Raw genomic sequence first — 7933 nt, forward strand, 5'->3', positions numbered from 1 at the left:
GTTGGGGATTTAAACCCCCCCTAGCCCCCCCTTGGTAAGGGGGGGGATTAGAGGTGGTTTCAGTCTCTGGTTGCTGTTGGGGATTTAAACCCCCCCTAGCCCCCCCTTGGTAAGGGGGGGGATTAGAAGTGGTTTTAGTCTCTGGTTGCTGAGGGGAATTAGGAGCAATCTTAGCCCCCCCTTGATAAGGGGGGGTTGGGGGGGTTACACGAATATACTGCCGCAACAAACCATTGACAAAACTACTGAGTCCTGAAAAGCCGTTTTCTTTTGCTAGTTGAACTGTGGTGTTGACGGCGGCGGAGGGGGGGATGTTGTTGAGATATTGGAGTTGATATAAGCCTAAATGTAGGATGGTGCGGAGTTCTGGCGGTTGTTGGGAGGATTTTTTTGTGGCTAGTTTGTCGATGATAAAGTCGATCGCGCGCATTCTCCTGACGCTACCATAGACTAATTCTGTCACTAAACGCCGATCGAGGTCAGTGAGTTCAGAATTGCGAAAAGTGCGATCGAGGGCGACATCTGCGAATGCACCACGGCGGTGGACTTCGCGGAGTGCGAGAAACGCTATTTGGCGAGGATTTTGCATAGTTAAGATATGGGGGCCTAGAAACCGGGGTTTTTACGATAAGCGCGTTACAGCCCGCAGATGGGCGTGAAAAACCCGGTTTCCGATCGCCCGTGATTGGAGGACTATTATAATCTCAAATGTCCTCTGGATTTATGCCCATTTCTCGGAGTTTTTCTGAAAGGCGATCGGCTTTTTGCTGTACTAACTCTTTCTCCTGTCGTTCTTGTTCCATTTGTTGCTGTGTTAATTCCATTTGTTGCTGTGTTAATTCCATTTGTTGCTGTGTTAATTCCATTTGTTGTTGTACTAATTCCTTTTGTCTTGACAACTCCACATAAGACAAAAACTTCAGTCCGTCAGGCTGATAAATTTCCAAGTCTCCAGATGCAGTTTCAAAACGAATTTCCAAACGCGGACTTACCCAACCCTCAATTGATTCAATATAGTTGAGTTTTCCATCACTTCGCACCCAACCTATTAACTCATTATATTTTAAATCGTAGAAATAGCATTCTTCAACTCCATAATTTTCGTAGAATTTAAACAGCTTAAATATTTCTCTCATGCGGTTTTCCGGCGAGAAGATTTCAAAGACAACTTGCGGCGCGATATTATCTTCCAGCCACTGTTGGTAGGAACCTCTGTAACCTTTTGGTCTGCCAAAGATTACCATCGTATCAGGTGCTTGGCGAGTTTTGTTATCTCCTTCGACGGGATACCATAGCAAATCACCTGCTACAAAGACATTTTCGTTGTCTTTGAATAAGGCATCTATTCCGCCTTGAATTTTTACGATTAATTGGAACTGTTTGGTATTGTCAGACATGGGTTTTCCGTCGCTGTCTGGGTAGATGATTGCTGGCAAAGTTTGAGTGGGAATTGTTGTTGTCATGGGGATGACTCCATTGCTAGTAGCATTAATTTCTATTTTATACCTATTTTATATGACTTACACATGGGGCTGAGAAACCGGGTTTTTTTACGAAAAGATGCGTTGTAACCGACTGATTCGGTGAAAAACCCGGTTTCTTTATTCGGAGTGCATGGGGGCCGAGAAACCGGGTTTTTACGAAAATACTTCGTTCGTACTCGAAGATTTGGTGAAAAACCCGGTTTCTTTGTCGGAGTGCGTAAATCCTGTGTTACTTATTCTATTTTTCCTGATACCAACGGTTCTAATAAATGGCGTTCTTCTATGGGAAGTTCTAGCAAGACTCGCCTGTCGCCCTTGGTTTCCTTATAGCGGACAGCGGCATTCAGCAGGCGGATGGAAATTTGGAATTGTTCGTAGTTGCTGGTTGGTTCTTGCCACAATTCTAACCAAGTGCGGGCGGCTTTGTCGCTGACCATTTCTGACATTAGCGCGGGGATGTTTCGCACAATTCCCTGTCCTAAGATTGAGAGATATTTGTGTTTTTTGTAAACTGCAATTAGGCTGGTGATGCGAGTTTGATATATTATTGGATCGTTGCTGGTGAATAGGGTGCTGATAATTAATTCGGCATCTTCCGAACTAGCTTCGTCATCTGATTCAAGTCGTTGGAATGCGTCGTCTAAGGCGGCGATGCCTTCATCCCAACGATTTAATCCGAGAATGGCAATGGCGCGATTGAAGAATACATATGAAGATTGATAACCAAGTGCGATCGCCTTATCGCAAGATATTAAAGCTTCTTCATACCGGCCGAGATTATCTAGTACCCAGCCCCGCTGAAACCAAGCCCACTTATCATTAGCATCTAGTTCGATCGCGCGATCGTAAGATGCTAAAGCTTCGTCATAGCGTTTGAGGTTGTTGAGTACATTGCCTCGCCTACGCCAATCCCACGGATCATTAGCATCTAGTTCGATCGCGCGATCGTAAGATGCTAAAGCTTCGTCATAGCGTTTGAGGTTGTTGAGTAGATTGCCTCGTAAAGCCCAAGCCCACTGATAATTGGCATCTAGTTCGAGCGCCCGATCGTAAGATGCTAAAGCTTCATCATAGCGTTCGAGGCTGTTGAGTAGATTGCCTCGTAAAGCCCAAGCCCACTGATAATTGGCATCTAGTTCGATCGCCCGATCGTAAGATACTAAAGCTTCATCATAGCGTTTGAGGTTGTCGAGTACATCGCCTCGCCAATACCAAACTAAATTATCATTTTGGTCAAGTTCGATCGCCTTATCGTATAATACTAAAGCTTCATCATAGCGTTCTATATTTTTAAGTACATTACCTTTATAAGTCCAAGCCCTAGCATAATTACAATCAATTTCAATAGCTTTGTCTAAACATTCTAAAGCTTCATCATAACGTTCCAGCCTACTTAAGCAACGTCCTTTTTCCGACCAATCTTTTGCCTCGCCGCGACTTGTTACCAATTTTTCCGCATATTCTAAAGCTGAAACATCATCTTTCTGTTCGCGACAATTTTCAATTTCATCAAAATAAGCCTTGAAACGCGGATCTTCCTCATTTCTCTCCTTCTCCTCCAGCGCCCGCCGATAATATTCTCGTTCCATCACAGCATCATGAGGAATCGGCTTCAAATCTTCCCAATACTCAAAACGACTTTCCTTGTCCCCAAAATCCACATCCGCCATCCTCAATCCCAATCGCTGCTGCAACTCTGCCTTCGTATACCAAACCCGCAAAAAATCCACAAACAATCTAACCGGTTCATTGCGCTGCTTCTTCACTTCCAAACAAAAACGCATCAGCGGTTCCCGCAATTCGTACCAAGACTCTCGCCCGATTTCTTCAGTTTTCACATAACCCTTTTGCCGCAAATCTTTCAGTTGACTTGATGCAGTTTGTTGAGAGATAAAACAGCGCTTAGCAATTTCTTTCACCGGGGCCGCGCGTCGCAAATCTGCCAAAAAGTCAACTATTTTGCGCTGCTGATTCGAGATATATTTCATCCGATCCTGGTAATAGGGCGTCAAATCGTCCAGCATCGCCATAAATGCTTCCACCAGTCCATTGAGAGATTCGCGGTTTACCAAAAAATCGGAGAAAACCATATAGATGCGGGGACTGCCCCCAGACAGGAAATGCACAACTTTAATCCGATTGCGCCCCGTGGAATTTTGAATAAAAGCTGCTAATTCTGTCTTGCCTTCCAAGCTAGCAATCTGATTTAATAAATTTACAGCATCATCGAGTGATAATTCATTGAGATTGTGAGGATAAAAAAAGCCATAAAAAGGTTTGTCACGGCTTTCAATGCCATCAAACAAACTTTGGGAAGTTGCCAAAATAGTAAAAAAACTATTATTTTGAATATAAGCCCTAAACTCCTTTTGTCCGATATCGCCCAACCCACCAAACACATCATCCAAATTTTCCACAATCAACAGCAAAACGCGCTTTCCCACAAAATCTCTCAACAATTGTGCCGCCACAGATTCCGCATCCTCCGGCGACAACTCATAAAGCCCTTCCACAGCATCGTGTAACTCAGTCTGATATTCTGCCGGATATTCTTTACCAATAGCGCGCAAAATTGCAATCAATAAATCCAAGAAAGATGCTATCCCATACTCTTCTTCCCGCAGCCATGCAATTAGCAATTTATCCTGCAAATCCTCCATCTTCGCAATGCGGTGATAAATCAGAGAAACCAAGTGAGTTTTGCCAATGCCGCGCGGCCCGATTAGCAGTTGATAATGTCTGTTATCTGTGGTAGCGCTCTCTCGGATGTTATCTACTAAATAATTGGCTAGTTGGTGACGCTGGACGAGGATGGCTTCTAGGGTTTCTGGTGCCATCAAGCTAGGGGTAAATCGAGAGATTATTGTGTTTTTCATGGGTTGATTCTGTTGGTTATTTTGTTGGTTATTTCGTTAGTCTGGCCGCCCGCTAGTCTCTCCGCTAACCCGCTAGTCCGCCAGGGGTTTAAACCCCTGGCTAATAGCGAAAGTCCTCTGAAAGAGGACTGAAGAAGTCATTGGTTAACTGGTTCCTAGGAAGAGCCTGGGAACCCATTGCCTAGAGGCTCTGCCTCATTTTTTTAACTGGTTCCTAGGAAGAGCCTGGGAACCCATTGCCCAGAGGCTCTGCCTCGTTTTTAACTGGTTCCTAGGAAGAGCCTGGGAACCCATTGCCTAGAGGCTCTGCCTCGTTTTTAACTGGTTCCTAGGAAGAGCCTGGGAACCCATGTCACTCTTGCTCTGCCTCGTTTCCGAAAAGAACATTGGAGGCAGAGCCTCCGGATCTGCGTTACCAGGCTCTGCCTGGTAACGAGTAAAAAACGAGTAAAAACTCTTAGTCCACGAAGGTGGACTTTGTTTATGTAGCCGCGGTTTCAACCGCCGGATTAACCACGAGATTAAATATCAACATCTCAAGGATTTCCAGTATTTTTGAATCAACGGATAGCGAAATAAATATTTGCTATCTTGCTTATAAATATAGTAATCTTGCTCCAAAAGCCTTAACACCTTCCGCGCCATTTCCTTATCTTGAGTTTCCGACTCTTGCTTAATCCCCTGAAACAACTCATCAAAGGACAAAGCCCCATCAGCCGCCGCCAAAATATCGAGCAAATTCAGAGCATAAGGACGCTGTTTGTCATCGTAGTAACTATCAAGTCGTTGTCGATAATGTTCCATCCTCCAAGGATTCAGCGGGTCATCTAAACAATCAGCAATTATTTCTTTAACTGCTGCGATATCCCCTGAACCACCGCGCAATTTGAGTTTAACAATTAAGTGATGAATGTAGAAAGGAATGTTACTTAATTCATCGACGATAAAAACTGCTGTTCCTTGAATATCCGGTGTTTTAATATTTTCGCCCTCCAGCAATTTGCGGGCTAAATTCGTGGCATCTTTTGCAGATAGCGGTGGCACATCTTGGACGTACATATCATTAATCGGATCGTTTGTATAACCCGCTTTTCTGAGCACGCCGAGGACGTGATGCAATCCGATCGAACCTGTATAAACCATTCTCACAGCGGGGTACATCTGGCGGATCGATCGCAATGTATCGAGCAATTCCATCGCGGCTGCATCGCCGATATTGTCCAGCATATACGGTACTTCATCCCAAAACAAGATGACTCTGCGGTCTTGATTTTCTACCAAATCTGCGATCGTTTCCGTCAGCAATGCTTTCCAGTGAGGCGCGGCAATTTCAGGTAACTTGAAACCGCTAAATTCTGCTCCTCCCAAGTGTTTTAGTAATCCGCGAGTTTTCTTGGCGGTGCGATTAAAACCTGTTAAATATGCTTCCACATCCTGAAAGACTTTTTCGACAAATTCTAAGGGAGATTTCACATCTTCCAAGTCACGATAAATCGGCAATTTATCTGTGGTAGCTTCCGATCGCATTTTCTTAATTACTGAGGTTTTGCCCATCCGGCGCTCGGCACTCAATATGACACTTTGCTGCTCTAAAATTCCCCACAAATCAGCAATTAACTTGTCCCGCCCCATGACTTCTGCTGGGGCAATTTCTCCGCCTGGATTTGCTTTCATTTTGTATGCTTAATTATATTTGTGCAATCTACGTTGTTTTTATTGTACGTTAAATTTGACGTATATCGTAAATCGTCTGTAACTTGCCTGTAACTGGTTCCCAGGCTCTGCCTGGGAACCGATATCTAGAGGCTCTGCCTCGTCAGTTACGGAGGAAAAGATGAGGCAGAGCCTCTAGATCTGCGTCCCCAGGCTCTGCCTGGGGACGAGAGAATTAAGAGAAAATACTGTTGATTGTGGAACAGGTATCTATGGCCGCATCTGTGAGTTCGGGCAAGTGACATTGTAGAATAGAAACATCGATAAAACTAAATCGGGAGATGGTACGATGTCTGTTGAATCAGTTGCCGATCAAATTTTGACAGAAGAAGACTTGTTCTTCGCAGAAAATCAGCCACCGATTGATTTAATCTTTGATGATGGTGCAGAAATGGAAAGCAACCGCCACCGCATAGGTATGAATGTTTTAATTCGTTCTTTAGAGCAAGGTTTAGCTCACCGCAGCGATTTTTTTGCGGGCGGTAATATGTTTATTTATTTCAGCGCCGAACAGCTTCGCAATCGAGATTTTCGAGGACCTGATTTTTTTGCGGTTATGGATGTTGACAGCACTCCTACTCGACAAGGTTGGGTTGTTTGGCAGGAAAATGGACGTTACCCGGATGTGATTGTGGAACTGCTTTCGCCGTCAACTGCTAGTGCAGACAAAGGAGTAAAAAAGGATATTTATGAGCGGATTTTTAGGACTCCTGATTATTTTATATTCGATCCTTTCGATCCAAATTCTTTGCAAGGATGGCGTTTAAATCCCGGCTTGGGCTATGAACCGTTAGTGGCGAATGAGCAGGGTTGGCTGTGGTGCGAAACCTTGGGTTTTTGGTTGGGAACTTGGGAAGGAACAGTCGATCGAGAAACAGCAATTTGGGTGCGTTTTTTCGACGAATTTGGGAATTTAGTTTTGTTACCGGAGGAAGCTGCTCAACAACAGGCGGAACAGGAACGCCAGCGAGCCGATCGACTAGCGGCTAGATTGCGGGAGTTGGGCGAAGATCCAAATGCTCTCAACTAATCATCCTCAATCCAGAAAGCTGTGAGTTTTATTTTAGTCTTGGGTGCGCGATCGCAATATCTCGCGCACAGCCATCAGGATCTGTCCCAACATATTTTTGCCACTGCCATCTTTGCCACAACCCCAATAGTAATCAATGGGTGAATTTTCCACTATTTCCTCGTCACCAGTGGCTAGTAAAATTTCGCGAATTTCCCCATGAGTTTCAAATTTCCGCAGCACTGCTTTTTTCATAATCTCATCTTTCACCTGTTCCCAATCCGAACGCAGGGGCAGAGTGCGATCGCGCCCCATTTTCGCTGCATCTTTTGGTGTTTTTAGTTGGCGAATGCGATCGCTATGATGCGTACCGGGAAACTTTTGTGCTTGAAAATAATGCTCGCTAGTTGGCCAGTATTCCCCGTCTAACTCGAAGCCGTGAGCAGAGAAGTTAGAAAAACTGCCATACTCGTCCCTAGTGCTGTAGAAATAAATTGCCATAATATTTATGAGCTTTTTATGATTATATCAAAACTAATGACTCAGAAATTTACTTCCTTACCATCAGGATGCACCATCCGCCCAGCCGCAGCTCAAGATATCAAATCAATTAGAATGTTAGTTTGGAGTGCAAAACTCGATCCTACTCAGTTGCGTTGGCAGCAATTCTGGGTAATAGAATGTGGTGGGCATCTGGCTGCTTGCGGACAGTTGCGGAACTTTGCGGGGGCGCAAGAATTGGGCAGTTTGGTGGTGAGGAAGGATTGGCGCGATCGCGGTTTGGGGACTTACCTCACTCAACATTTGATTGCACAGGCTACAGCACCTCTGTACTTAGAATGTTTGGGTTC

Annotated in this window: 7 protein-coding genes; 2 read left to right on the forward strand and 5 right to left on the reverse strand. The window is 44.6% G+C overall.

Annotation, left to right across the window (positions count from 1 at the left end; translation table 11 throughout):
- The 4 genes from AAFP11_RS10685 to AAFP11_RS10700 all read right to left on the reverse strand — a co-directional run.
- Positions 1–589 (reverse strand): transcription antitermination factor NusB (locus tag AAFP11_RS10685; protein WP_341737041.1); only part of this gene is annotated, 589 nt, incomplete at its 3' end.
- A gap of 115 nt (positions 590–704) precedes the next feature.
- Complete coding sequence (locus AAFP11_RS10690) at positions 705–1463, reverse strand: Uma2 family endonuclease (protein ID WP_341737042.1); 759 nt, start codon at positions 1461–1463, stop codon at positions 705–707.
- Positions 1464–1717: 254 nt separating this feature from the next.
- On the reverse strand, positions 1718–4360 hold the full coding sequence (locus tag AAFP11_RS10695) for a tetratricopeptide repeat protein (protein WP_341737043.1): 2643 nt from the start codon (positions 4358–4360) through the stop codon (positions 1718–1720).
- 528 nt (positions 4361–4888) lie between these two features.
- A complete protein-coding gene (locus tag AAFP11_RS10700; protein ID WP_341737044.1) occupies positions 4889–6034 on the reverse strand; it encodes a hypothetical protein in 1146 nt (381 codons plus the stop codon).
- 328 nt (positions 6035–6362) lie between these two features.
- Here AAFP11_RS10700 and AAFP11_RS10705 point away from each other — a divergent pair, with 328 nt between their 5' ends.
- Positions 6363–7103 (forward strand): Uma2 family endonuclease, encoded by a 741-nt coding sequence (locus AAFP11_RS10705; protein ID WP_341737045.1) that lies wholly within the window; start codon positions 6363–6365, stop codon positions 7101–7103.
- 33 nt (positions 7104–7136) lie between these two features.
- Here the strand turns inward: AAFP11_RS10705 and AAFP11_RS10710 are convergent, their stop codons facing one another.
- Positions 7137–7583: an NADAR family protein gene (locus AAFP11_RS10710; protein WP_341737046.1), complete on the reverse strand. Its 447-nt coding sequence runs from the start codon at positions 7581–7583 to the stop codon at positions 7137–7139.
- A 36-nt stretch (positions 7584–7619) separates the two neighbouring features.
- Here AAFP11_RS10710 and AAFP11_RS10715 point away from each other — a divergent pair.
- The coding region (locus tag AAFP11_RS10715) for a GNAT family N-acetyltransferase (RefSeq protein WP_341737047.1) at positions 7620–7933 on the forward strand (314 nt) is incomplete at its 3' end.

Source organism: Microcoleus sp. CAWBG640 (genome assembly GCF_020883015.1).
Lineage (GTDB): Bacteria > Cyanobacteriota > Cyanobacteriia > Cyanobacteriales > Microcoleaceae > Microcoleus > Microcoleus anatoxicus.